Annotated in this window: 20 protein-coding genes, 1 pseudogene and 1 riboswitch; of the genes and pseudogenes, 12 read left to right on the forward strand and 9 right to left on the reverse strand. The window is 71.5% G+C overall.

Annotated elements, in window-relative coordinates; genetic code table 11:
- Positions 1–64 precede the first annotated feature (64 nt).
- On the forward strand, positions 65–1,339 hold the full coding sequence (locus PV419_RS17405; RefSeq protein WP_319689597.1) for a hypothetical protein: 1,275 nt from the start codon (positions 65–67) through the stop codon (positions 1,337–1,339).
- 60 nt (positions 1,340–1,399) lie between these two features.
- Complete coding sequence (locus PV419_RS17410; RefSeq protein ID WP_319689598.1) at positions 1,400–1,966, forward strand: DoxX family protein; 567 nt, start codon at positions 1,400–1,402, stop codon at positions 1,964–1,966.
- 1 nt (position 1,967) lies between these two features.
- Here the strand turns inward: PV419_RS17410 and PV419_RS17415 are convergent, their stop codons facing one another.
- Together PV419_RS17415 and PV419_RS17420 are read right to left on the reverse strand one after the other, a co-directional pair.
- The gene (locus PV419_RS17415; protein WP_319689599.1) at positions 1,968–2,315 is read right to left on the reverse strand and encodes a hypothetical protein; all 348 of its coding nucleotides are present in this window, start codon (positions 2,313–2,315) and stop codon (positions 1,968–1,970) included.
- On the reverse strand, positions 2,312–3,637 hold the full coding sequence (locus PV419_RS17420; protein ID WP_319689601.1) for a PspC domain-containing protein: 1,326 nt from the start codon (positions 3,635–3,637) through the stop codon (positions 2,312–2,314). The genes PV419_RS17415 and PV419_RS17420 overlap by 4 nt, the downstream gene beginning before the upstream one ends.
- Positions 3,638–3,854: 217 nt before the next feature.
- Between PV419_RS17420 and PV419_RS17425 the strand changes: the two genes are divergently transcribed.
- The 3 genes from PV419_RS17425 to PV419_RS17435 all read left to right on the forward strand — a co-directional run bounded on the left by PV419_RS17425 (position 3,855) and on the right by PV419_RS17435 (position 7,583).
- A complete protein-coding gene (locus tag PV419_RS17425) occupies positions 3,855–5,522 on the forward strand; it encodes a protein kinase domain-containing protein (protein ID WP_415925326.1) in 1,668 nt (555 codons plus the stop codon).
- Positions 5,523–5,592: 70 nt separating this feature from the next.
- Positions 5,593–6,861, forward strand: a complete 1,269-nt coding sequence (locus PV419_RS17430) for a PspC domain-containing protein (protein WP_319689604.1) — start codon at positions 5,593–5,595, stop codon at positions 6,859–6,861.
- Positions 6,858–7,583, forward strand: coding sequence for a response regulator transcription factor (locus PV419_RS17435; RefSeq protein ID WP_319689605.1), 726 nt, complete (start codon positions 6,858–6,860; stop codon positions 7,581–7,583). The genes PV419_RS17430 and PV419_RS17435 overlap by 4 nt, the downstream gene beginning before the upstream one ends.
- A gap of 14 nt (positions 7,584–7,597) precedes the next feature.
- Here the strand turns inward: PV419_RS17435 and PV419_RS17440 are convergent, their stop codons facing one another.
- The gene (locus tag PV419_RS17440) at positions 7,598–8,299 is read right to left on the reverse strand and encodes an NAD(P)-dependent oxidoreductase (RefSeq protein ID WP_319689607.1); all 702 of its coding nucleotides are present in this window, start codon (positions 8,297–8,299) and stop codon (positions 7,598–7,600) included.
- A 120-nt stretch (positions 8,300–8,419) separates the two neighbouring features.
- Between PV419_RS17440 and PV419_RS17445 the strand changes: the two genes are divergently transcribed.
- The gene (locus tag PV419_RS17445) at positions 8,420–9,124 is read left to right on the forward strand and encodes a TetR/AcrR family transcriptional regulator (RefSeq protein WP_319689608.1); all 705 of its coding nucleotides are present in this window, start codon (positions 8,420–8,422) and stop codon (positions 9,122–9,124) included.
- 138 nt (positions 9,125–9,262) lie between these two features.
- Here PV419_RS17445 and PV419_RS17450 read toward each other — a convergent pair whose 3' ends face one another.
- Positions 9,263–9,928, reverse strand: a complete 666-nt coding sequence (locus tag PV419_RS17450; RefSeq protein WP_319689609.1) for a lipoprotein — start codon at positions 9,926–9,928, stop codon at positions 9,263–9,265.
- A 235-nt stretch (positions 9,929–10,163) separates the two neighbouring features.
- Between PV419_RS17450 and PV419_RS17455 the strand changes: the two genes are divergently transcribed.
- Both PV419_RS17455 and PV419_RS17460 read left to right on the forward strand, forming a co-directional pair.
- Entirely contained in the window at positions 10,164–11,135 is a 972-nt protein-coding gene (locus PV419_RS17455; protein ID WP_319689611.1) for a transporter substrate-binding domain-containing protein, read from the forward strand.
- A gap of 127 nt (positions 11,136–11,262) precedes the next feature.
- Positions 11,263–12,339, forward strand: coding sequence for an alpha-hydroxy acid oxidase (locus tag PV419_RS17460; protein ID WP_319689612.1), 1,077 nt, complete (start codon positions 11,263–11,265; stop codon positions 12,337–12,339).
- A gap of 138 nt (positions 12,340–12,477) precedes the next feature.
- On the opposite strand, the gene PV419_RS17465 is transcribed toward PV419_RS17460, so the two are convergent.
- Both PV419_RS17465 and PV419_RS17470 read right to left on the reverse strand, forming a co-directional pair.
- Positions 12,478–13,683 (reverse strand): transposase, encoded by a 1,206-nt coding sequence (locus tag PV419_RS17465; RefSeq protein ID WP_319689999.1) that lies wholly within the window; start codon positions 13,681–13,683, stop codon positions 12,478–12,480.
- A 69-nt stretch (positions 13,684–13,752) separates the two neighbouring features.
- Positions 13,753–14,817, reverse strand: a complete 1,065-nt coding sequence (locus PV419_RS17470) for an NlpC/P60 family protein (protein ID WP_319689614.1) — start codon at positions 14,815–14,817, stop codon at positions 13,753–13,755.
- 303 nt (positions 14,818–15,120) lie between these two features.
- On the opposite strand from PV419_RS17470, the gene PV419_RS17475 reads away from it, so the two are divergent.
- Together PV419_RS17475 and PV419_RS17480 are read left to right on the forward strand one after the other, a co-directional pair.
- Complete coding sequence (locus PV419_RS17475) at positions 15,121–15,474, forward strand: hypothetical protein (RefSeq protein WP_319689616.1); 354 nt, start codon at positions 15,121–15,123, stop codon at positions 15,472–15,474.
- Between the two features lie 167 nt (positions 15,475–15,641).
- On the forward strand, positions 15,642–16,289 hold the full coding sequence (locus PV419_RS17480; RefSeq protein WP_319690003.1) for a L,D-transpeptidase: 648 nt from the start codon (positions 15,642–15,644) through the stop codon (positions 16,287–16,289).
- Positions 16,290–16,337: 48 nt separating this feature from the next.
- Here the strand turns inward: PV419_RS17480 and PV419_RS17485 are convergent, their stop codons facing one another.
- Complete coding sequence (locus PV419_RS17485; RefSeq protein WP_319689617.1) at positions 16,338–17,504, reverse strand: NlpC/P60 family protein; 1,167 nt, start codon at positions 17,502–17,504, stop codon at positions 16,338–16,340.
- A 7-nt stretch (positions 17,505–17,511) separates the two neighbouring features.
- Positions 17,512–17,689, reverse strand: a riboswitch (cyclic di-AMP (ydaO/yuaA leader).
- Positions 17,690–17,844: 155 nt separating this feature from the next.
- Here PV419_RS17485 and pcrA point away from each other — a divergent pair.
- A complete protein-coding gene (gene pcrA / locus PV419_RS17490; protein ID WP_319689618.1) occupies positions 17,845–20,346 on the forward strand; it encodes a DNA helicase PcrA in 2,502 nt (833 codons plus the stop codon).
- 50 nt (positions 20,347–20,396) lie between these two features.
- Here pcrA and PV419_RS17495 read toward each other — a convergent pair whose 3' ends face one another.
- Both PV419_RS17495 and PV419_RS17500 read right to left on the reverse strand, forming a co-directional pair.
- Positions 20,397–22,094, reverse strand: a complete 1,698-nt coding sequence (locus PV419_RS17495) for a M23 family metallopeptidase (RefSeq protein ID WP_319689619.1) — start codon at positions 22,092–22,094, stop codon at positions 20,397–20,399.
- Between the two features lie 184 nt (positions 22,095–22,278).
- Positions 22,279–22,671, reverse strand: a pseudogene (locus PV419_RS17500) (lipase); the annotation flags it as partial.
- Between the two features lie 713 nt (positions 22,672–23,384).
- Between PV419_RS17500 and PV419_RS17505 the strand changes: the two are divergent.
- Positions 23,385–23,795 carry a cobalamin B12-binding domain-containing protein gene (locus PV419_RS17505; protein ID WP_319689620.1) on the forward strand — a complete coding sequence of 137 codons (411 nt, stop codon included), beginning with the start codon at positions 23,385–23,387 and terminating at the stop codon, positions 23,793–23,795.
- Positions 23,796–23,815: the final 20 nt, after the last annotated feature.

Raw genomic sequence — 23,815 nt, forward strand, 5'->3', positions numbered from 1 at the left:
TCAAGACCTGTCAGTTGGGACGAGAGCACGACTGACCCGAGAGAACGATGAGCGGGAGCGCCTCGTGGCGGTGAAAGCGGCGGAAGACGCCACGACGGCAGAGCGCCATCAGCACAGCGGATGCGAGTGCCCCGACTGCGCCCGGGACGGGCACCGGCGGGCGGTGGCCGCGTTTTTGGCCCTGCGCGACCGGTTCGCGGCCGGGGAGGGCCTGCCGGCGGCGCTCGCGCACTCCGCCGAGGCCTCCCGGCAGTGGGTGTCGGACGAGCTGACGCAGGCGGCCCGGACGACCTGGGACACCGGCCGTGCCGAGAGCTTCGCGTGGGGCGGGGCGGTGCGGCGGCGCACGCTGGTCGTGGTGTGGGGCGCGGTCGGCGCGCTGCTGATCGGGCAGCTGGCCACGGCGGTCGGCGCGGGCTGGTCGGCGGCGCGTACGGCCTCGCTGACCGTCGCGCTGCTCGCCGCCGGGCTGCTGACGCTCGCCGCCCGGCTGCACCGCGGCAGCGGCGGCCCGCTCGCCCCGCTCGTCGGCGAGGACAACCGCCTGTCCACCTCGCGCGCCGTGGCCGCCGCGTGGGTGCTGTTCGCGGTCTTCGCGGTGCTGATGCTCGCCGTCGAGCTGGCCTTCACCCCCGGGCCGGCGGAGCGGGCGGCCGACGGGCTGGCCCCGGGCGGCGCCGCCGGGCTGCTCACCGTCACCGCCCTGCCCTGCCTGGCCGCGGTCGCGGCCCGGCTCGTGGTGGCGGCGCGGGTGCGGTCGCAGCGGCTGCAGAAGGTCCGGGCGCTGCGGCCGCGCGCCGCGGACCTGCTGACCGACGACGCGGGCCGCGGCAGCCTGGCGGACGCGCAGTACGTGGTGGTGCACGCGGTCGCGCTGGTCTTCGCCGCGGTGCTGCTCGCGCGCGAGCCCTGGCGGCTGCCCGACCTGCCGTGGGGCCTGGTGCTGCTGGCCGCCGTCTCGGTGCTGATGTATCTGGCCGGGAAGTACGCGGAGGGCGGGCGGCCCACGGTGCTCTCGGTGGTCCGGGTCCGGCCCGAGGAGGGCGGCTTCGACCGGGACGCGCCGATCCGCACCGGGGACGACATCGAGATCCGCGGCAGCGGCTTCGTGCCCCCGGGGGCGCAGGAGCCGGACCGGCTCGCCCGTATGGTCGTACGCATCGGGGCGGTGCACGTCCAGGTCCCGCTGGTGCCGGTCGCCGGGGGCTTCAGCAACCCGACCGACACCGTGCTGACCGTGCCGGTGCCGGTGGATGTGGAGCCGGGGCGGGTGGAGGTGCAGGTCGTCACCGCGGCGGGGGCGGAGACAAACCGCTATCCGATCGACGTTCTGGACTGAGCCGCCTGCCCGTTTCCTCCGTAAGGTTTTGTTGATGAGGCAACGGGAGAGGCGGGCGTCATGAGGCATGCTGACAGAACGGTCGGAGCCGGCTCGGGCAGTGTGAGCGGTGTGGGTGGGATAGGCGGGAGCGGCGGGCACACCGGCGGCTGGCGGGACTCCGCCGGGCGGTACGCCCTGCTGCCGCTGCGGATCTTCCTCGGGGTGACGTTCATCTACGCGGGGATCGACAAGCTGACGGACTCGGCCTTCCTGGCCGACCGTGGCACCGGCTCGGTCGGCGAGCTGATGCGGCAAATACGCGACAGCTCCGCGGTGCCGTGGCTGGTGGACCAGGCGCTGAAGGACCCGTCGAGCTTCGGGTACGCCATCGCCTTCGGGGAGCTGGCGGTCGGGCTCGGCACGCTCATGGGGCTGCTGGGGCGGCTGGCGGCGTTCGGCGGCGCGCTCATCTCGCTGAGCCTGTGGCTGACGGTCAGCTGGCAGACGGACCCGTACTACTACGGAAACGATTTGGCGTATCTGATGGCGTGGCTGCCGCTGGTGCTGGCGGGCACCCCCTATCTGTCGCTGGACGTGGCCATCTCCAAGCGCCGCAGGCGCCAGGGCGCGCAGCTGTTCAGCTAGCTCAGCCGGCTCCCTCCCGGTCCTGCCGGTCCTGGCGGGGCTCTCGTGCGCCGCTGCCGCGGTCGGCGGGCGGCGACTCGTAGCGGCGGCGCAGCTCGTCCATGGGCAGGTCGCGCAGGGGCGGGGCGGTGTGCTCGGAGATGCGGGCGCGGTGCCGCCGGGACCAAGAGGACCAGGAGGCGAGCGCCGAGACGAGCCCCGCCAGGCACAGCCCGCCCAAGAGGACGGGCAGGGGCGCGAAGGGCGGCAGATCCCACTGGCCGGCGGCGTCCAGGCCGTACGCGAGGCCCGCCCCGAGGACGACGAGTCCGGCGACCAGCTTGCCCGGCTCGAAACGGTGGCGCGTCATGACCGGCTCACCTCCACATTGCCCAGGCCGATCTCCAGGTCCAGCCGCAGCGTGCCCTTCACGGCGCGCCCGTCCGCCGGCTCCACGGTCACGGTCCGGTCCCTTCCCGGCTTGATGTCGATGTCGTCACTCTTCTCGCCCGGCAGCCGTATGTCGCCGAGCCCCACATGGATCGACAGCTCGAGCCGCGCGTCCTTGGGCACGGTGACCGCGAGCTTCCCGGCGCCGACCTCGGCGTGCGTGGTGACGGTCTGACCCTTCTCCAGTGACAGGCGGTCCAGCTTCAGCTCGCCGACGCCCCCGCCCAGCGCGTACGAGCCGCGGACGGCCGCCGTGGACGCGGGCGCCCAGGTGCGGCGCGTCCAGTCGGTGGTGACGGACTCGGGGAGCCAGGCGGCGGCCGCCAGCAGCGCGCTGGTCACCACCGCCAGCACGATGGTGCCCGTGCCGGTGCGGCCGTACCGGGAGCTGACCGCGATGCCAAGCCCGAGGACGCCCAGCGCGCACGCGAGCCCGATCTCCAGGCTGGTGCCGAGCGGCCGGGAGCCCCACGTCGCGCCCGTGCCCGCCACGGCCGCCGCCAGGGCGAGCAGAAACGTCCAGCCGCCGATCGACGTCCCGTCGAGCGCCTTGCGGGACCTGCGGGGCGCCGCCCACCGCCCGGCGCCCCTGGTGGCGTACGAGGCGCCGTCCGAGCCGTCGTCGGGGCCCCACAGATAGCCCGTGTCCTCGCCGACCGGGCCCGTCGTGCCGTCCTTGACGATCGGGTCCCGCCACCAGGACGGGCCGCCCCGGGCCGGCGGCGGGGCCTTGGTCTCGGGGGGCGCGTCGGCCACCGCCTGCGCCGTCGCCGGGTCCACCGCGCCCTCGCTCTCCGCCTGGTGGCGGTGGCGGGACCAATAGCCGGCGCCCGCCGCGGCGATGGACAGCATGATGGAGAAATAGATCACGCTGCCGTTGTTCAGCATGGACAGGAACAGGCCGCAGCCCACCAGCGCGCACAGCACCGCGGTGAGCGCCGGGCCCTCCACCCGGCCCGAGAGCAGCCTGCGGCCCTCGTTCTCCTCCTCGCCCTGGACCGGGACCAGCAGCCAGCAGAAGCCGTACACGATCAGGCCGAAGCCGCCCGTGACGGCGAGCACGGACAGCACCACCCGGAAGATCACCGGGTCCACGTCGCAGAACCGGCCGAGCCCCCCGCATACGCCCGAGATCATTTTCTGATCGCGGCTGCGGCGCAGCGGCGCCCTCGCCGGCGGCCGCGGACCGCCGGAGCCGGCCGCGCCGGGGGCCGGATCCGTGACGGTGGGTGCATCGGTCATGCTCACCATGGTGACAAGCCGGCGGGCCGGGCGGCATCTGTCTCAACCCTGGCCCTTCCCTGAGATCGTCCCTTAGACGGCGACGGCTATCGTGGCGCATCGAACGTATGCGGGGGGCCAAGGCCAGCCGGGGGAGCGGGAGGGGCACACAGTGTCAGATGAAGGGCGGCTGATCGCGGGGAGGTACCGGCTGGCCGAGCAGATCGGCCGCGGTGGCATGGGCACGGTCTGGCGTGCCGAGGACGAACTGCTGGACCGCCAGGTCGCACTGAAGCAGCTGCACATATCGCCTCACCTCACCGAGGACGAGGTCGCCACCCTCTTCGAGCGCACCCGCCGCGAGGCGCGCAGCGCCGCCCGTATCGCGCACCCCAACGTGGTGGTCGTCCACGACGTGGTGGAGGACTCGGGGCTGCCGTGCATCGTCATGGAGTACGTGCCCTCGACCACGCTGGGCGATCTGCTCAAGACCGGCCGGACCGTCACCCCCGACGAGGCGGCCAGGATCGGCCGCGGCATGATCGCCGCGCTGCGGGCCGCGCACGCGGCCGGGGTGCTGCACCGTGACGTCAAGCCCGGCAACGTCCTCCTCGGCGACGAGGGGCGGGTCGTGCTCACCGACTTCGGCATCGCCATGGCCACCGGCACCTCCACGCTCACCAAGACCGGTGAGGTCGTCGGGTCCATCGACTACATCGCGCCCGAGCGGATCAGGGGCCGGACCCCGGGGCCCTCCTCGGACCTGTGGGCGCTGGGCGCGACGCTCTACCAGGCCATCGAGGGGCGGCCGCCGTTCCGCAAGGCCACGCCGATCGAGACCGGGTACGCGATCGCCGTCGACCCGCTGGAGCCGCCGCTGCGGGCCGGGCCGCTGACGGGTCTGATCGAAGGGCTGCTGGCCAAGGAGCCCGAGGACCGGCCGACGGCGGAGCAGACCGAGCGCGCGCTGCGCGGTCCGGCGGGGCTGCCCGAGACGACGTCGATGCCCAGGCCGGACCCGACGTCCGACACCACCCGGCTGTTCACGCCCTCCTACGACCCCGCGTCGGCGCCCCCCTACGACCCTGCTTCCGCGTCCCCCTACGAGCCCGCGTCCGCATCCGCGTCCACGCCGACTCCGCCGTACGCGCACCCCTCCACGCCCGCCCCTGTGTCCTACGCCCCCCCGACCCCGCCCACGCACGCCCACGCGCCCGCCTCCCCGCCCGCCCCCGGGCCCTCGGGCGGCGGCGGCCGCCGCCGCGGGCGTACGGCGCTGTGGAGCGCGTCGGTGGCCGTGGTGGCCGTGGTCGGGGTCGCGGCCGGGGTGTATCTGTCGGGCGTCAACCTCGGCGGGAGCGAGGACGACGGGGCGGGGTCCGGGACCCCCACGGCCACCGCGTCGTCGCCGACGTACAAGATTCCGGAGCTTCCCGACGGCTACCACCGGGAAAAGCTGTCGGAGTTCGGAGTCTCCCTCCCCGTGCCTGACGACTGGACCCGCCAGCCCGACTCCAGCCCGGAGGGCACGGTGGACGGCACCCAGGAGGTCAGGTTCCTGGACCCCACCCAGAAGGTCAGGCTGATGATCAACGTCCTGGACTCGGCGGGTCCGGACCATAAGCAGCACTTCGAGGACCTCGAGATCCAGCTGAAGCAGACCTATCCCGTCTTTCAGCGGCTGCGCCTGGACAACACGAAGTACCGGGGCCTGCCCGGGGCGATCTGGGAGTTCAAGTTCCAGGGGCGGGAGCGCTCGTACCGCGCCATCGACCTCGGCTTCGGCGAGGAGGGCGGCAAGGCGTACGCGATCTACCTCAGCGCCCCCTCGGACGATTGGGGCGACTATCTGCCGGTGTTCCGTCACGTCCGGGACGGCTTCAAGATCGAGGACAGTTCCCCCTGAGCGCCCTGTCGGGGAACGATCAGGGGTGACCCTGATACCCGAGGGGGGCCGTTCGTGTGACGATCGGAGCGTGACCGCCGCCGCGCCCCCCGCCGAGCCGCCCCCGCGCAAGCTGTACCGCAGCGCGGAGGGGCGGATGGTCGGCGGCGTCGCGCGCGGGCTCGCCGGCCATCTCGGGCTGCCGGTCTCCTGGGTGCGGTTCGTGTTCATCGCGCTGCTGATGGCCGAGGGCTTCGGCGCGCTGGTGTACGCGCTGTTCTGGTTCGTGGTGCCGCTGGGCTTCGGCGGCGTCGAGACCGCCCGCCCGGCGTCCGACCGTGGCCCCGAGGGCGGGCGCCGCCTCCTGGCCCGCAAGCCGGACAAGGGTCAGGTCTTCGCGCTGCTCGCGCTGCTGGTCGGCCTGGGCGTCTTCGTCGAGAGATTCCAGCTGGGCCGCGCCAACACCTATATCTGGCCGCTGCTGCTCATCGGCGCGGGCGTGGCCCTGGTCTGGCGCCAGGCGGACAACTCCCGGCGCGCCCAGTGGGTCGAGCTCAGCCGCCGCAAGCAGGTGCTGCCGATCGCGCGGGGCGCCGCCGGGGTGGTGCTGGTCGGCGCCGGGGTGACGGGCATCGTGGTGCTGCAGGGCTCGGCCAAGCACCTGGGCGCGGTGCTGCAGGCCGCGCTCGCGGTGCTGGTGGGCATCGCGCTGCTCGCGGGCCCGTATCTGGTGCGGATGGCCCAGGACCTCTCCGAGGAGCGTCTGATGCGCATCCGCGCCCAGGAGCGGGCCGAGGTCGCCGCCCATGTCCACGACTCCGTCCTGCACACCCTGACCCTGATCCAGCGGAACGCGGAGGACCCCCGGGAGGTCGCCCGGCTGGCCCGGGCCCAGGAGCGCGAGCTGCGCGCCTGGCTGTACCGGCCGGAGGGCAGGGGCAAGGACGAGGCCGATGAGCCGGACACGCTGGCGGAGGCGGTCAAGGCGACCGCCGCCGAGGTCGAGGACCACCACGGCGTGCCGATCGAAGTGGTGGTCGTCGGCGACTGCCCGCTGGACGAGCAGCTGGCCGCGCAGCTGCAGGCCGCGCGCGAGGCGATGGTCAACGCAGCCAAGTACGGTGGCGACGGCGGGGCCGTCCAGGTCTTCGCCGAGGTCGAGGGGGCCACGGTGTTCATCTCCGTACGGGACCGGGGCCCGGGCTTCGACCTGGACGCGGTGCCGGAGGACCGGATGGGCGTGCGCGAGTCCATCATCGGCAGAATGCGGCGCAACGGCGGCACGGCGCGGCTGAGGTCCGCGCCGGACGGGGGCACGGTAGTGGAGCTGGAGATGGAGAGGGCGGCGACGACGACATGACCGACGCGAGCGAGGCGGCGAACGGGGCGGCGGCGAACGGGCCGGCGGACGAGGCGGCACGGCGCCGGGTGCGGGTCGTCCTCGTCGACGACCACCGGATGTTCCGGACCGGCGTCCAGGCCGAGATCGGGGAGACGGCCCGCACGGGCGTCGAGGTGGTCGGGGAGGCGGCGGACGTCGACCAGGCCGTCACGGTGATCGGCGCCACCCGGCCGGAGGTCGTCCTCCTCGACGTCCACCTCCCGGGCGGCGGAGGCGTCGAGGTGCTGCGCCGCAGCGCGGCGCTGATGGCCGCCCACGACCGGCCGGTGCGCTTCCTGGCGCTGTCGGTCTCGGACGCCGCCGAGGATGTCATCGGGGTGATCCGCGGCGGCGCCCGCGGCTATGTCACCAAGACCATCACCGGCACCGACCTGGTCGACGCGATCTTCCGGGTCTCCGAGGGCGACGCCGTCTTCTCGCCCCGCCTCGCCGGCTTCGTCCTGGACGCCTTCGCCTCCACGGACGCCCCGCCGGTGGACGAGGACCTCGACCGCCTCACCCAGCGCGAGCGCGAGGTGTTGCGGCTGATCGCCCGCGGCTACGCCTACAAGGAGATCGCCAAGCAGCTGTTCATCTCGGTGAAGACGGTGGAGAGCCATGTATCGGCGGTGCTGCGCAAGCTCCAGCTCTCCAACCGCCACGAGCTGACCCGCTGGGCGACGGCCCGCCGCCTGGTCTGACCTGTGGCCTGTGGCTAATAGCCGATGGTGAACCGCCGCTGTACGAACCGGGGCAGCTCGGCCTCGTCCAGCAGCGCGACGGCGGCGTCCTCGATGGAGATGCGGCTGCGCCCCTCGGCGTCCAGGACCGGCTGGTCGCCGCCGAGCCGGAAGCGGCCGGTGCGCTCGCCGGGGGCGATCTCCTCGGCCGGGCTGAAGTAGGTCCACAGCCGGTTCGAGGTGCGCAGCGCGTTCAGCGCGTCCCGGTGGCCCCGCACGGCGGCGGCGTACTCCCTGGGCAGGCCGAGTGAGTCCAGCGCCTCGTACAGCTCTTCGTCGGAGTCGGCGCGCGTGACCCCCGGCCTGATCTCCAGGCTTCCCGCGCCGCCGATCACGATGAGCCGGGTCCGGGGGTGGCTCTCCAGGGCCTTCAGCAGCGCCTTGGCGGCCGTGGTGTAGACGGTCGGATCGGCGATCGAGCGCTGCACGGTGTCCGCCATGTCCTGGGCGGCGTTGCCCGGTTGGAAGCCGCTGATCAGGACGTCCAGGCCGGGCAGGACCGCCGCCACGCTGTCGGCGTCGAGGACGTCGACGCTCTTCCACACCACGTTCTCGCGGTCCTCCTCGATACGGGAGGCGTCGCGGGTGAACGCGGTGACGTCATGGCCCCGGCCGAGGGCTTCGGTGACGACGCGCTGTCCGATGCTGCCGGTGGCGCCAATGATTCCTATACGCATGAAACAAATCTCCAATGCCGGAAGGCGGATCTATGCGGCGTGGCTATACGGCGTGTGGTGACTATACGGCGTGAAGTTTTGATACGGCAACCAAGGACTGAGACGCTGTAGAGTGCTCCCGTGGGCACGACGACGGGACGCCGGGAGAGGCTGCGGGCCGAGACGACGGCCGAAATCAAGAAGGTCGCGCTCGGGCTGATGTCCTCGGGCGGGCCGGACGCGATCACGCTTCGGGCCATCGCCCGCGAGATGGGCATGACGGCCAACGCCATCTACGGCTACTTCGCCACCCGGGACGACCTGGTCTCCACGCTGATCAGCGACGTGTACACCTCGCTCGCCGACGCCGTGGACGCCGCCCGCGACGCCTGCCCCGCCGACGACCCGGCCGGTCGCATCACCGCTTGGGCGACCGCCTTCCGGGACTGGGCACTCACCAACCCCGAGGGCTTCCGGCTGATCTACGGCGACCCCGTACCCGGCTACCAGGCGCCCGAAGGAGGCGCCGCGCCCGAGGCCGAACACCGCGTCTGCGCCGGGCTCACCGGCCTGGCCGCCGGGGCCTGGCCGCACGCCCAGGGCCTCTTCGCGGAGGCCGATTTCCAGTGGTCGGACTTCGACCCCAAGCTGGCGGGCGAGGTGCGGGAGGAATTCCCCGGACTGCCGCCCGCCGCGGTGGCCATCGCGCTGCGCATCTGGGGCCATCTGCACGGCCTGGTCTCACTGGAGATCTACGGCCATATGCGCGTCCAGACCCCGCGCCCGGACAAGATCTACCGCGCGGAGCTGGCCCAGCTGATCCGCGGGCTCGGCCTGCCCGCGTAGCGGCGCGGCGACTTCACCCCGGCCCCGACCGCATGGGCGACCGGGGCGCATGGAGCGGCCGGGGCGCGTGAGCGGTCGGGGCGTGAAGGTGAGGGCCCGTCTCCCGGGCCCGGTCCGTCAGTTGTCGGTCAACGCCGGTCAGCCTTTGGCGCCTGCCATGGTCTGCTTGGCCAGCTCGTACGCGGGCAGCATGGCCTCGTGCTCCTCGCTGTCGAGCCCGCCGAGGTGCAGCACGACGCCTCCCTGCGGGGTCATCACCGCCAGCGCCCGCTCCCGCTTGGACTCGTCCAGATCGGGGTCGTCGAGGATGTAGCTGATCTCCGCGGCGGGCAGGTCACCGGCCTTCACCTCGCTGTACCGGGCGTCGCGTACGTGCTTCTCCCCGGCCATGAACGCCTTCAGCAGCTGCCGGGGCTTGGTGCCGGCCGCGGCCTTGCCCTTGTCGCCGGTCCATACGCGCAGAAAGCCGATGTGCCCGGCGGGCTTCGCGTCGATCTCGCAGACGAGGGTCACCGGGCCCTGTTCGAGGAGGGTGGAGCCCAGTTCGGGGTCGGCTCCCTCCACTTCCTTCACCGCCTCCGCCTTCCACGACTTGGCGAGGCTGAACCGCACCGGCAGCGCGCACGCCGTGTCCCGGCCGCCGAGTTCGCCGCTCGCGGCCGCCACCTCGACACCACCCTTGCCGCTCTTGCCGCCCTTGTCGCCGTCGCCCGAGTCCGAGGAGCAGCCCGTCAGTCCCCCGAACATGCCGATCACACCGATCGCCACCGCGGCGCCCACGGCTGCCCGACCAGGTATGCGCATCGCGCTGTTCCCCGCCTTCTGCACAGAAAAATCGAAAATTCGCCGCAGCATATACCGGAACGGAAGCCGAGCGGCCGGGTCTACTGTCTGCGCCGCCGAGCCGGCCGGCGGCTCGAACTCATTGGACCCACCCCGGTGGTGATCCGGGCCGGTCGGAGTCGGTGCCCGTGTGGTAGAAATCGGCCACGCACGGGGGTAGAACGGTCGCCTCCGGCCAACGGGCGGAGGAATCGGGATGAATGCGCGGATGGTCGCGGGATGTGCCTTGACGGTGGGGGCGCTGCTGTTCACCAGCGCCTGCAAAGACGGCACGGAGGGTGGCCAGAAGGAGGCATCCGGCGGGCCCGCCGCCACGAAGAGCCAGAGCCCCACGTCCGCCACCAAGACGCCCACCGCGGTTCCCTCGCCGACCGGCACGATGGCGAAAATGCCTGCGGGTACAAACCCGGGGCTGCGGAACAAAGGCCGGCTGACGGTGTGCAGAGGCGCGGCGCAGACGCCGTTCCTCACGTCGAGCGGTGAGGTGCCGTCCTCGAACGGCGCCACGGTCGGCCAAGTCAAGGGCTTCGACGTCGAGATGTTGAGCCTGATCGGCCAGCGGATCAATGCCGTGCCCCAGTTCAACGGCAACGTCCCGGTCGACAAGGTCTACAACGGGGAGGCGCTGAAGCAGAAGTGGTGTGACGTGATCGGCGGCATATCCACGGACTCCAAGGCCGCCTTCCCGCAGATGTCGTTCAGCGTCCCGTACTTCACGCGCAAGAGCGCGATCCTCGTCCAGGGCGACGCGCGCTACGCCTCGCTCGACGAGCTGGTCGGCAAGCGGGTCGGCGCCAGGACGACCACGCCCGAATTCCCGGACGACATCGACACCTACAACGACAAGCACAGCAAGAAGATCACCGTGCAGCGGGTCGAACAGGACGAACTGCTGCTCGGCATGCTGACGAGCGGACGCGTCGACGCCGTCGTACTCGGCAACGGCCAGGCGAAGTACTTCGCGGCCCTGCACAAGGAGTCGAACCTGCACATCACGGCCGAGTTCGGCAAGACCTACCAGGCCATGTTCGCGGTACGGAAGGGCAATTCCGCACTGCTGAAGCAGATCGACGCGGCGCTGGCCGACGCGGGCCGCAACGGCCTGTACGCGGCGGCCTACCGCACGTGGTTCAGCGAGGAGCCGAAGTCCGTCCCGCCCACGGGATGAACGCGTAGCGCGCCGCCCGCGGCCGGGCCGGCCCGTGGCCGCATGCGTTTCCGGCCCCCGGATCGTGTGAATAACTTGCCTGAGCTGCCCGCTTCCTGTGATCGCGGGCAGGGGGGAGGCAGGGGAGATGGGCACTGCGGGACGGTCAACAGAAGCGGAACCGGAACCGGAACCCGAGTGGTGGCAGACCTGGGAGGCCGAAGCGGAGCGGCGGCTGCCGCCGCACGCCTACACCTACTACGCCTCCGGCGCCGGGCGTGACATCACCCGGGACGAGGGGCTGCGCGACTGGGACGTGCTGCGGCTGCTGCCGCACGTCCTGCGCCGCGTGTCCGGCGGCACCACCCGTACGACGGTGCTGGGCACCGAGGTCGCCACCCCGGTGCTCGTCGCCCCCATGGCGGGCCAGGAGTACGCCCACCCCGACGGGGAGCGGGAGATGGCCAAGGGCGCGGCCGGCGCCGGGTCCCTGCTGGGCGTGACGACCTGGACCGCCAGCCGCTTCGAGGACGTCGCCGCCTCGGGCGCTCCCTGGTGGTACCAGGTGTACGTCACCCGCGACCGCGGCCTGACCGCCGAACTCGTCCGGCGCGCCGCCCACCACGGCGCCCGCGCCCTGCTGTTCACCGTCGACCTGCCGGTGCTCGGCCGCCGCGGGGACCGGCAGCGGGCCGCCGACCTCGACCCGACCGTGCGCCTGGTCAACCTGGCGGGCCGCCAGGTGCTCCCGCGCGAAGAGGTCCAGAGCGAGCCGGACCTGACGCCGGACCTGATCGGCTGGCTGCACGAGACCAGCGGGCTCCCGGTCGTGGTCAAGGGCGTGCTGCGGGCGGACGACGCCAAGGTCGTCGCGGACCACGGGGGCGCGGGCGTGGTGGTCTCCACCCACGGCGGCCGCCAGCTCGACCGCAGCGTGACCTCGGCGTCCGCGCTGCCCCGGGTGGCCGAGGCGCTCGCGGGCAGCGGCGTCGAGGTCTACGCCGACAGCGGGGTGCGCCGCGGCGAGCACATCGCCGCGGCCCTCGCGCTGGGCGCCCGCGCGGTGTTCGTCGGCCGCCCGGCGCTGTGGGGGCTGGCGACGGAGGGGGCCGCCGGGGTCCAGGAGGCCGTGGACCGGCTCACCGCCGAACTCGCCCACACCATGACCCTGCTCGGGGCCGAGACCCCCGCCGCGCTCACCCCCGACCTTGTTTCCGGGACTTGAGCGCGCAGGGAATCGGGGCGCGACCGCTGGCCTGGGTGTAGCCGCTACCCGAGGCTGATGCGTCAAGCGGCCGCATCCAGCGTGTCCTTGACCGTGACTCCGCCGACGACTGAAGTCGCAGGCTTCCTGCATCGCTGGCTAAGCAGCGTTGCGGAGGGCCGGCCCGGCCCTGTTGAGGACGTTCCGTGCGCCCACGTGGTCGGCGTTCGCGAGGAAGCCGCAGGAGACGCATTCGAACTTCGCTTGGGTGATGCGGTTCTCCTTCGCTGCGTGCCCGCATTCGGGGCATGTGCGGGAGGCGTTGCGGGCGTCCACCACGATCACTCGACGACCGGCGCTCTCAGCCTTGTCCGTCAGGATTCTCAGGAACGTCCCCCAACCCGCGTCCAGAATACTGCGGTTCAGCCCGGACTTCGCGGCGGCGCCGTTCCGGAGGAAGGCGCCGACGTTGTCGGGGTCGGGCTTGGGCGCGGGCGTCTTGGTCATGCCCGCTGTATTCAGTTTCTCGTGGGCGATCAAGTCATGATCGCGGACCAGTTCATTCGCCGTCTTGTGATGGTGGTCGAGTCGCTGCCGCCTGATCTTCGCGTGCAGCTTCGCGGCCTTCCGGGCCGCAGCGCAATGCTTCTTCGTGCGGTGCTGGGTGCGCTCGGGGAAGGTACTCAGGCACCGTTGTGCTTCGGCCAGGGCTTCAGCCGACTTGTTCAGGAAGCGCGGGTTCTCCTTGTGCGCTCCGTTGGAGTCGGTGAAGAAGTGCACCGTGCCCATGTCGATGCCGACGATCGCCCCCGTGGCCGGAAGCGGTTCGGCGGGTACCTCGTCACAGGCGAGGATCACATACCAGTGCACGCCCTCACGCCCGACGCTGATCGTCTTGACTCGCCCGCGCACCGGCCGGTGCTGGTGTACGCGGACGTGTCCGACGCCTTGCAGGCGTACGCGGGTCTGACGGTCGTGCGGACTGGAGTCCCAGCGGCAGCCGTCGCCGTCCCTCGGGAACTCCACTGTGTCGAAGTGCCCGACGCCCTTGAAACGTGGGTAGCCGGGCTTGTCACCGGCCTTCACGCGGCGGAAGAATGCGGCGAACGCCTTGTTCAACCGGCGGAGCGTGGCCTGCTGAGAACTGAACGACCAGCGCGCCTGATCAGGGTCGACTGCCCGGATCTCCTTGAGCTGCGCTGACTGCTGCCCATAGGTGATGCTCGTCTTCGAGCTGTGCCGGTAGGCATCCCGCCGCTCCTGCAACGCGGCGTTGTACATGCGGCAGTGGTCTCGCAGCATCTCGCGAAGGGCTTGCTCCTGGCGGACGGTGGGGCGGAGGCGAAACTTGTAGGTCCTTATCACGACCGGGCCTCCTTGCCCTTCATCCAGAAATCCCTTCTCGTCGTCTTGGCCCGGAACCACCGGCCGCCCCTACGCGGGGCGGGTCGCCCCCGCGAACGGCATCTGGTCGATCGGCGCCACGCGGACGGGCGCGCCGGGGCGCGGGGCGTGGATCATGCGGCCGCCGCCGATGTAGAGACCGACATGGCTGACGCCCGCGTAGAAGAAGACCAGGTCGCCTGGGGCCAGCTCGGTGCGCGAGACCCGTCGGCCCGCGTTGATCTGGGTGTAGGTGGTGCGCGGCAGGGCCACCCCGGCGGCTTGCCAGGCGGCCTGGGTGAGCCCCGAGCAGTCGTAGCCGTGCGGGCCGGTCGCGCCCCAGATGTACGGCTTGCCGAGCGCCCCGTACGCGTATGAGACGGCGCGGGCCGCGCGGCCCGACGTGGTGTACGGCGCGGCGCCGGTCCGGGTGCCCTGAGCCTCCCGGCCCTTCTGAGCTGCCCGGGCCTCCTGAGCCTCGCGGGCCTTCTGGGCCTCGTAGCGGCGGCGCTGCTCGCTGGTCAGCCGGTCGAGGAGGGCCTGGGCGGCGGCGAGCTTCTTCCGGGCGGCGCCCTTGTGCCGGGCGAGCGCCGCCTGGGCTCCGCGCAGCTGGTCGAGCCGGTCCTGCGCCTCGCCGCGTACCTGGCGTAACTTCCGGGCCTGGCGGGAGAGGCCCGCGACGGCGGCGGCCTGGCGGCTGCCCACGCGGTCGGCGAGCGAGGCGCGCCGCAGATACTGCTCGGGGGAGGAGGACAGCGCGAGCTGGAGGGTGGGCGCGACGGTGCCGGAGCGGTACTGGGCGGCGGCGAAGGCGCCCAGCGCGTTGCGCGAGGCGTTCAGCCGCGCCGTTCTGCGGGCCGCCTCGTCGCGCAGCTGGTCGAGCGCCTGGCGGGCCTTGCCCGCCTTCTCCTTCGCGCCGTTGTACTTCTCGTTGGCCTCCTCGGCCTCCCGCTGGTACCGGTCCACCTTCTCCCTCACCTGGGCGGTGGTGAGGCGGGTCTCGGCGTGGCCGGTGCCGCTCATGGCGGTGGCGGCGGCCCCCGCGAGGGCGACGGCGGCGGTCCAGGCGGTCCCGCCCGTGAGCGAGCGCTGCTTGGGCTTCCTGTGCGACGCCACGGCGGCGGGTCACCTTCCCTTTTCATCGCGGTCCTGCGCATATCTGGCAGGTGGCAGCCCGCCCATGAGGCGGGGACCCTCGGTTGACGGGAAGCGGACTGCCACCTGGGGGAGGAAGCTAGGCGGGCGGGCACGGGCGGGCGGTGCGATGAACGGGAGTGGACGGATTCGGTGTCCTGCTGCCCATAACCGACCGCCCGGCGCACGGCCGTCGATGATTCGCGGGGCGGCCGTGATCGAAGCGACGATCGTGACCCACCCGGTTGCCGGGGGCTGCTATGGGCAGGGCTACGCTCGCCAACCATGGACGTCCTCATCAATGTCTTCGTCGGGCTGCACATCGTCGGCATCGCCGCGCTGCTCGGCGGCTTCCTGGCGCAGCTGAAGCCGATGCGCGCGGGCGAGGGGCGGATGACCCCGGGGATGCTGCACGGCGCGCTGACCATGCTGGTGACCGGTGCCGCGCTGGTGGGGCTCAACCAGGCCGACGACAACAGCGTCAACAACATCAAGATCGGTGTGAAGCTGGCGCTGCTGATCGTGATCCTGGGGCTGGTCTATGTGAAGCGCGACGAGGAGAAGGTCGAGTCGGCGGCCCTCGGCGCGGTGGGGCTGCTGACCACGGCCAACATCTTCATCGCCGTCCTGTGGACCTGATACGCGCACGCCGCACCCGCGTACGAGCCCGCGAGTGACTGTCAGGTTCCGCACAACCTGTTGGCCCCACTGTCTGTCTCACCAGGTAAGGCAGGCGAAGGGAGCGGGCAGTGGGGGTACTTGCGGGATGGGGCCGCCGTACGGGCGTGGCCTTGGGGGTAGCGGGGATGGTGGTGCCGCTGGCGGTCGCGCTCGGCACTCCGGCGCAGGCCGCCTCGTCGTGCACGACGAGCATCGGGCCGTACCAGAAACAGGTGGAGAAGTTCCTGGGCCGCCCGGTGGACGGGCGGCAGTCGCGGACGGACTGTCTGGCGATTCAGAAGTTCCAGGTCAACCACGGCATCAGCCCGACCATCGGCTACGCCGGGCCGGTCACCTGGGGCGTGATGAAGCTGATCAACTCGCAGAAGGCGGCCGGGCACAACCCGAACAAGGCGAAAAAGTGCCCCACCAACAAGGGCCGCATCGCCTGCGTGGACCTCACCCGCCAGCTGAGCTGGATCCAGGACGGCTCGCGGCTGGTGTACGGCCCGGTGCCGGTGCGCACCGGCCGCGACCGGTATGAGACCCGGGGCGGGCTGAAGAAGATCTACTGGCGGAACATCGACCACTGGTCGACGATCTACGACGTCCCGATGCCGTACAGCCAGTTCTTCGATGGCGGCCAGGCCTTCCACTCCATCGCGGGGAGCGTGTGGTCGCCGCCCGGCTCCCACGGCTGCGTCAACATGCGCAAGAGCGACGCCAAGAAGTACTGGAGCCTGCTGCGCAACGGCGACGACGTGTACGTCTACGGCCGCAAGCCCGGCACCTGAGCCGCCGCCGTCCGGGTCCCGGAGAGCCCTCCGGGACCCGGGCAGCCGCTACGCGGGGCGGACGCTCCCGTAGATCGGCATCTCGGTGATCGGCGCGATCTTGACCACATCGCCCGGCTTCGGGGCGTGGATCATCATCCCGTCGCCTATGTAGAGGCCGACATGGCTGATGTCGTCATAGAAGAAGACGAGATCGCCCGGCTCGAGGTCGGAGGTCGACACGCGGGTGCCGACCTTCACCTGGTCCCAGGTGGTGCGCGGCAGTGAGACCCCGGCGGCCTTCCAGGCGGCCTGGGTGAGCCCCGAGCAGTCGTAGGAGTTGGGGCCGGTCGCGCCCCAGACGTACGGCTTGCCGAGCTGCGACCGCGCGAAGGCGATGGCCTTGTCGGCCTTGGTGGCGTACGAGCCGGAGGAGCCCGAAGACCCCGAGGAGCCGGTGGATCCCGAGGACCCCGAGCCGCTGCCCTGGTTCTGCTGCTGCTCCTGTTGCCGCTTGGCCGCCGCCTCCCGCTGCTTCTGCGCCAGCTCCGCCGCCTTGCGCCGAGCCTCCTCTTCCTTCTTCTTCTCGATCGCCGCCAGCCGCGCCTTCTCCTCGGCGGTCAGCTTCGACAGCAGCTGACGGGCCTGGGTGAGCTTGTCCTGGACGGTCTTCTTCCTGGTCTTCAGCTGCTGCTGCGACCGGGTCAGCGAGGCCAGGCTCTCGCCGGCCTTCATACGCTCCTTGGCGGCCTTGGCCTGCTGCGACAGGAAGTCGTCGACGGCCTGCTTCTGCTCGCCGGTCAGCCGGTCCATCAGATGGGACTGGTCGAAGAAGTCCTGCGGGTCGGAGGCGAACAGCAGGGTCGCGGTGCTGGAGGCCATGCCGCCGTCGCGGTACTGCGCCGCCGCGTAGCTGCCCAGCTTGCGCCGTGCCTCGTTCAGCTTCTCGGTGCGCTTGGCGACGCTGTCCAGCAGCCGGTCGACCTTGGCGCGCTGCTCGCCGGTGCGCTCCTTGGCGGCGTTGTAGCTCTGGGTCGCGGATTCGGCCTGGTGGTAGAGCGTGTCGACCTTTTTCTTGACCTCTTCGACCGTCGGCTTGGGCTTGCCGGGCTCGGCGCTCGCCGTCTGGGAGAGGAGGGTGACGGAGGCCAGGGCGGCCGTGGTGACCCCGACGGCCGTGCGGCGGCCGGTGGCCGAGTCCAGTATTCGGGTCCGCGGCTTGCGGTGCGACGCCAAAGGAGGCGACTCCTTCCGTGGACCGCCTACCGGGTTAGCTGTCGGGTTCGGGCGTCGGAAGGCTGCCCTACGGGCCGTGCGGCGGACGGTTGGCGTCGCCGCGTGGCCCGATTCACCCCAGTGGTACGTCTGGGTCCCCGGCTCCGGCTGCCTCGCGGCGGGGCCGGACTCGGCGGAGACAGCCCGTGTCGACGCGGTCGCCGACGGGTTCCGGACCGTCTGACGCAGGACGGTAGCGGGCTCGTGGGGCTTGTGTGAAGTCTGTGTTCGAATTGCCCCGAAACCGTTTCGTGATATCCGCACGTACGCTGTCAGTGCGGCGGCCTAGACTCGGTGAGCGATGAGCAGCCTCTTTGACGACAGCTTCCTGGCGGACCTCGGGCCCTCGGACGAGGAGCCTCCGCCGCCCGAGGACGACGGCCGGCCCACCGCCGAGGACGTCCCGCACGACCTCTTCGGCGGGGCGTTCGACGCGCCCGCCCCCAAGGACGCGTACTACCGCGACGGCGCGGCGCGGCCCGCGGTGGACCCGGCCGCGCTGCTGGAGGGGATGAACGAGCAGCAGCGGGCCGCCGTGGTGCACACCGGCTCGCCGCTGCTGATCGTCGCGGGCGCCGGGTCCGGCAAGACCCGGGTGCTCACCCACCGCATCGCGTATCTGCTCGGCGCGCGCCAGGTGCACCCCGGCCAGATCCTCGCCATCACCTTCACCAACAAGGCCGCGGGTGAGATGAAGGAGCGGGTCGAGGAGCTGGTCGGGCCGCGCGCGAAGGTCATGTGGGTGTCGACCTTCCACAGCGCCTGTGTGCGCATCCTGCGCCGGGAGTCCAAGAAGCTCGGCTTCACGTCCTCCTTCTCGATCTACGACGCGGCCGACTCCAAGCGGCTGATGGCGCTGGTGTGCCGGGACCTCGACCTCGACCCGAAGCGGTATCCGCCCAAGTCCTTCAGCGCCAAGGTCTCCAACCTGAAGAACGAGCTCATCGACGAGGAGACCTTCGCCGGACAGGCCTCGGACGGCTTCGAGAAGACGCTCGCCGAGGCGTATGCGATGTACCAGTCGCGGCTGCGTGAGGCCAACGCGCTCGACTTCGACGACATCATCATGACGACGGTCAATCTGCTCCAGGCGTTCCCGGACGTCGCCGAGCACTACCGCCGCCGCTTCCGGCACGTCCTGGTCGACGAGTACCAGGACACCAACCACGCGCAGTACACGCTGGTGCGCGAGCTGGTGGGGACGGGCCCGGTGGCCGCCGCCGACGGCGGGCAGGGCGAGGGCGGCGACGGCGAGGCGCTCGGGGCCGCCGAGCTGTGCGTGGTGGGCGATGCCGACCAGTCGATCTACGCCTTCCGGGGCGCCACCATCCGTAACATCCTCCAGTTCGAGGAGGACTACCCGGACGCCACGACCATCCTCCTGGAGCAGAACTACCGCTCCACACAGACGATCCTCAGCGCGGCCAACGCCGTCATCGAGCGCAATGAGAACCGGCGCCCGAAGAACCTCTGGACCGACGCCGGCGCCGGGGCGACCATCACCGGCTATGTGGCCGACACCGAGCACGACGAGGCGCAGTTCGTCGCCGACGAGATCGACCGGCTGACGGACGCGGGCGAGGCCAGAGCCGGGGACGTCGCCGTCTTCTACCGGACCAACGCCCAGTCCCGTGTCTTCGAAGAGATCTTCATCCGGGTCGGGCTGCCGTACAAGGTCGTCGGCGGCGTGCGCTTCTACGAGCGCAAGGAGGTCCGCGACGTCCTCGCGTATCTGCGGGTGCTGGCCAACCCGGAGGACTCCGTCCCGCTGCGCCGGATTCTGAATGTGCCCAAGCGCGGCATCGGCGAGCGCGCCGAGGCGATGATCGACGCGCTGGCGCTGCGCGAGAAGACCACCTTCCCGCAGGCGCTGCGCCGGGTCGACGAGGCGTACGGCATGGCGGCCCGCTCGGCCAACGCGGTGAAGCGGTTCAACGTGCTGATGGAGGAGTTGCGCACGATCGCCGAGTCGGGGGCGGGGCCGGCCACCGTACTGGAGGCGGTGCTGGAGCGCACGGGCTATCTGGCGGAGCTGCAGGCGTCCACGGACCCCCAGGACGAGACCCGCATCGAGAACCTCCAGGAGCTGGCGGCCGTCGCCCTGGAGTACGAGCAGGAGCGTGGCGAGGAGAACCCGGGCACGCTCGCGGAGTTCCTGGAGCAGGTCGCGCTCGTCGCCGACTCCGATCAGATTCCGGACGACGACACTGATGGCTCCGGGGTCATCACGCTGATGACGCTGCACACCGCCAAGGGCCTCGAGTTCCCGGTGGTCTTCCTCAGCGGCATGGAGGACGGGGTCTTCCCGCATATGCGCGCGCTCGGCCAGACCAAGGAGCTGGAGGAGGAGCGGCGGCTGGCGTACGTCGGCATCACGCGGGCGCGCGAGCGGCTGTATCTGACCCGGTCGACGATGCGCAGCGCCTGGGGCCAGCCCGCGTACAACCCGCCGTCCCGGTTCCTGGAGGAGATCCCGGACCAGTATGTGCGCTGGCGGCGGACCGGGCCCGCCACCCCGTCGGCGTCGATGGGGGCGGTCGGGGCCGCCGCCGGGGTCGCGTCCTCGCTGTCCTCGTCGCGTTCGAGGGCGGGGGCCGGAGCCGGTGGCTTCGCCACGCGCCGGGCCAAGGAGCGGCCGGTGGTCGCGCTGGCCATCGGCGACCGGGTCACCCATGACTCGTTCGGCCTCGGCACCGTCGTCGCGGTGAAGGGAAGCGGGGACAACGCGGAGGCGACGATCGACTTCGGCGACGAGAAGCCGAAGCGGCTGCTGCTGCGGTACGCGCCGGTGGAGAAGCTGTAGGGGGGCGCACCGCGCCGCCGACCGGCGGCGCGGTGGGTCGCCTGGGTCGCTCAGGTCGGGTCGAGTCCGTGGGTGCGCAGCCACGGCAGCGGGTCGATGGCCGAGCCGCCGCCGGGGTGCACCTCGAAGTGCAGATGCGGCCCGGTGGAGTTGCCGGAGTTCCCGGAGTACGCGATGACGTCCCCGGCCTTGACCGAGCCGGCCCGGATCTTGGCGCTGCTCAGGTGGCAGTACCAGGTCTCGGTGCCGTCCGGGCTGGTCAATATGACCATGTTGCCGTAGGCGTCGTTCCACTGGGTGCGCACGGTGCCGTCGGTCGCGGCCATGACCGGCGTGCCGTAGCTGACCGGGAAGTCGATGCCGGTGTGCAGGGACATCCAGTTGATGCCCGCCTGGCCGAACGTGGCGCTCAGCCCGTGCTGCGCGACGGGCAGCGCGAACTTCGGCCGCAGCGCCTCCTTGCGCGCGGCCTCCTGAATCTTGCGCTTGCGCTCGGCGGCCTGGCGCGCCCGGAGGTCGATCCGCTCCTGGGTGCGGCTGGCGCGGTCCCGGAAGTCGTCGGCGTCCTCGAGGCCCGCGGCGAGCTGGGTGTCCAGCTTGCTGTTGGCGACCGAGGCCTTGACCGGCGGGGCGTCCGGGGCGGCCTGGGTGGTCTTGGCGTCCTTCTTGTCGTCGCCGACGTTGGCGACGGAGGCGGCGGCCACGGCGGTGACGCCCAGCGCGCAGACGGACGGAACGGCGACGGTGAGCAGCGCCGAGCGTTTGGGGCGGGTCGCGGGGGCGCGGCGGCGGCTGCGGCCGCCGTCCCGGCGGGGGGAGGGGACCGATGCCACCAGGGGCGCGGCGTCCTCGGAGTCGGCGGACGTGCCGCCTTCGGGGTCGGCGGGGTCGGCCATGCGGGCCGGGTCGACCTCGGCCTCGGCCTCGGGTGAGTCGAGGTCCAGGGCCATGAAGGCGGTCTGGGTCTCGGCCTCGTGCACGGCCCCCGCCCCGGGTTCCGGATCCCCCTCGGAGACGGCGTACGGCTGTTCGGCGTGCTGCTGATATCCGCCGTGCTCGTACCCGTCCTGGTGGTACTCACTGTGGCCGTGGTCGGTGTGGCTGTGACCGGTGTGGCCGTGGTCGTTCTGGTCGTATCCGCCTTGGTCGTATCCGCCTTGGTCGTACCCGCCCTGGCCGTATCCGGCCTGGTCGTACTGCGACTCGTCGACGGTCGCGTAGGCGCTCATGTCCCAGAACTGGGTCTGGCCGGTGTCGACCCCCGACGTGTCGTGCTGCCCCGTGGCGTCCCATTGGGCGGCCGCCAGGTCGTGGTGGCCGGTGGTGTCCCAGGCGGAGGCGTCCCACTGGCCGCCGGTGTCCGAGTCCTGCTGGGCCGGGATGGCGCCGGCCAGCGGAAAGCCGGAACCGGCCGACATCGCGGTGGTGTCATAGGTCCCGGAGTCATAAGTCCCGGCGTCGTAGGTGCCGGTGGCGGCGCCCCACTGCGTGGCGTCGTACTGCCCGCTGGCGGATCCGTCGTGCCCGGTCCCGTAGCCGCCGTCGTGGCTGCCGGGGAGGGAGCCGAAGAGGGGGTCGCCATCGCCGTATGCGGCGGCGAGGCTGTCGAAGTTGCCGGTGGAATATCCGTCGTACCCGGCGTGGCCGTGCGCTGTGCCCTGCTGGTCGTAGGCCTCGTAGTACTGATATGAGGCGTCAGGAGCGGGGACGGTCGAGGTTGTGATCCCCGACGGGTGACGGTCGTTCACCACCAACTTCTCTTTCGCCTCGACAGCAGGAGAATTAGCGGCGACTGTACCCGCCGGTTCGGGACGGCGACAATCTTCATCAGGTTTTGAGTAACGCCGGAACGGGCATTTGGCCGTCTTTCGGTTGACTGGCTGCCGTAATTTGGCCGGGTGTTCGATTACTGTTCGGCAACTTCCGGCCCCCTCAGGCAACCGAAGCGGCCTCTGAAGCGTCTGCCGGTGCCCCGTCGGCGGCGTCCAGCGCCTCGCGGACTCCGGCGGCGACCGCATGGTGCACCGGGAGGGCGAGATGCCCGAGTCCGCTGACGCGGACGCTGCGCACCCGTAGATCCGGATGCTCGATACGGGCCGTCTCCGCGGGGATCATCAGCTGATCCAGATCGCTCCAGAAGCTGATGACCGAGTACGGCAATCGGGGGCGGGGAGCCGTAATTCCTCGATCACATCCGAATCCGGGCACATCTGGCGGACCAGCGGATGCGCGGACAGCAATGGCGCGGTCCGGGTGCCGGAGTGCGGAGTGCGGAGTGCCGAGGGTGGCCAGTGTGTGCACAAAGGCGTCCCCGGGCGGGCGCTCCTGCGGTAGCCCACTGGTCACGATTGGTCACTGCGTGCTCCCTGTGGGTGATGCGTTGATGTGGTCGGTTACAGCGGAGTGCCTGTCATCGGCGAGGTTTGACTTGTGTACGACCGGAGGGACGCGGATCGCCGAGGTGGATCAGCGCGCCCTCTGGCCCCGAAGACCGTTCGCGGGGCAGTCCGGAACACCCGGATGCGAAGTTCGGCCAGCAGCGGCCAGCAACGCGAAGAGCGGTAGAGGAGGAGGTGCCCGGCTTCGCCAGGCCGGGGACGCTAGCGCGGATCCGGGTGAGGCCCATGACGGCCGACCTTCTGAACGGCGCACGGGGGGCGGCACTGCCCCCGTGAGCCCTCGCGGGAAGCCTGCAGTGGGTGGACGGTGGTGGACGTCGTTGGTCGTGCGGTGCGACCGCTCCGTCGCACCGCGGCGCCAGGCGGCTCATGCTGACGGCGCTGCGCGGTGCGACGGTCCCCGCTGCGGCTCCCCTGATGGCCGGCCCGATGCGTAGGACCGCCTCGCGGCGGGCGAGGCGGGGGCGGGTGCGGCCGAGGTGAATGTGTCCCACGTGTGATTTCCCCCTCGCCGCGCGCCGTGAAACTGCCGCGTGCGGGATGCTGTAGATAACGTTCGTTCACGTTTACGTCCCGCGACCGCGGTCGGCGAGATCCTCGCGACGCACCGCGGGGTGGGATGACGACATGGAGGCTGCGATGGGTGTGACCGGGCCGATCCGTGTGGTGGTGGCCAAGCCTGGGCTCGACGGTCACGACCGCGGGGCGAAGGTCATCGCGCGGGCGCTGCGGGACGCGGGCATGGAGGTCATCTACACCGGCCTCCACCAGACGCCCGAGCAGATCGTCGACACCGCGGTCCAGGAGGACGCCGACGCGATCGGGCTGTCCATCCTCTCCGGCGCGCACATGACGCTCTTCGCGAAGGTGCTCGAGCTGCTGCGGGAGCGCGACGCGGAGGACATCAAGGTGTTCGGCGGCGGCATCATCCCCGAGGCGGACATCCCGCTCCTCAAGGAGCGGGGGGTGGCCGAGATCTTCACCCCGGGGGCCACGACCACCTCGATCGTGGAGTGGGTCAAAGAGAACGTACGGCCGGTGGCCGCGTAATCCTTCCGGGCCACGGGGCT

The sequence above is a fragment of the Streptomyces sp. ME19-01-6 genome (genome assembly GCF_033793745.1).
Lineage (GTDB): Bacteria > Actinomycetota > Actinomycetes > Streptomycetales > Streptomycetaceae > Streptomyces.